The 1,036-nt window shown below is 33.3% G+C and carries 2 protein-coding genes; one reads left to right on the forward strand and one right to left on the reverse strand.

Features of this window, described 5'->3' with window-relative positions; all coding sequences use genetic code 11:
* Positions 1-509 precede the first annotated feature (509 nt).
* Complete coding sequence (locus F6K51_RS38115) at positions 510-758, forward strand: 2Fe-2S iron-sulfur cluster-binding protein (protein ID WP_293031572.1); 249 nt, start codon at positions 510-512, stop codon at positions 756-758.
* 19 nt (positions 759-777) lie between these two features.
* Here F6K51_RS38115 and F6K51_RS38120 read toward each other — a convergent pair.
* Positions 778-1,036, reverse strand: a 259-nt coding sequence (locus tag F6K51_RS38120; RefSeq protein WP_293031569.1) for a hypothetical protein, incomplete at its 5' end; no start/stop codon positions are given.

A 1,036-nucleotide genomic window follows, 5' to 3' on the forward strand; every position in this document is an offset into this window, starting at 1 on the left:
TAACAGCTATTTTACTTATCAGTGAAGATGAATATATTCTTGGTAATGCTATTCAAAGTTTAGAAAGAACTGGAATATCTAATATAGATACTGTGGGAATTTTGGTTGAATTTCTTCGCACAAGTCAAGTCCCTAAAATACTTACTCAATGTCAATGGGCTTTAAAGACAATAACTCAAGATGACTTACTTTCATTTATTGTTTCAACTTTGAAGGAGTATTTGAACGAAGAAGTTCAAGTTAATGATATAGCTCGTTTTCGAGCATGTTATGAGGTCGTCTGGCATTGCGCTCAAACAATGCCCTATTCAGATTTCTATATATCATGGAATAGTCTACCTATTCAGATATCTTTAGATCAAATCAAGGAAAACAAAGCAAAGTTAATAGCAGATCTAGAAGAAGAAAAAAAAGAAGAGAATACACTTTATCCTAGTGAATTATTATCAAATAACGAAGAACCTCCCTATAAAGTTCGATTCCTCAATGAGGAAGAAGGTCTAGATGTAATCATTGAATGTGATGAAGATGAATACATTCTTGATGCAGCTGAAGAGCAAGGTATCGATTTACCTTACAGTTGCCGTGCAGGAGCTTGCTCTACTTGTGCAGGCAAACTCCTGAAGGGGTCTGTCGATCAGTCCGATCAATCTTTCTTGGATGATAGTCAGATTGATGAAGGCTACGTTTTACTATGCTTAGCATATCCTAAATCTAATTGTACTATTGTGACTCATCAAGAATACGAACTTTATTGAAGCTAGCTTCAAGTATTGTTTAAAAAACATGGAATGACGCTATTTTATTCAGTTGTAAATTTAATTTTTTAAATAAATACTGACTAGCTATGGGTGTAAATAGTATAAAAATTAACATACTCAGAGCTTTATACTGCTTAACCGATTCGTGATCATTAAATAATTCGGCTATCCAAGCTCCAATAGCATTAGTTAAGAGTCCTACCACTATAGCTAAGACTACATTATTTAAAAAAAATTGATAAAATTGACGTAAGCGGTTATTCATAAGACAATCG

The sequence above is a fragment of the Moorena sp. SIO3I8 genome, assembly GCF_010692325.1.
Classification (GTDB): domain Bacteria; phylum Cyanobacteriota; class Cyanobacteriia; order Cyanobacteriales; family Coleofasciculaceae; genus Moorena.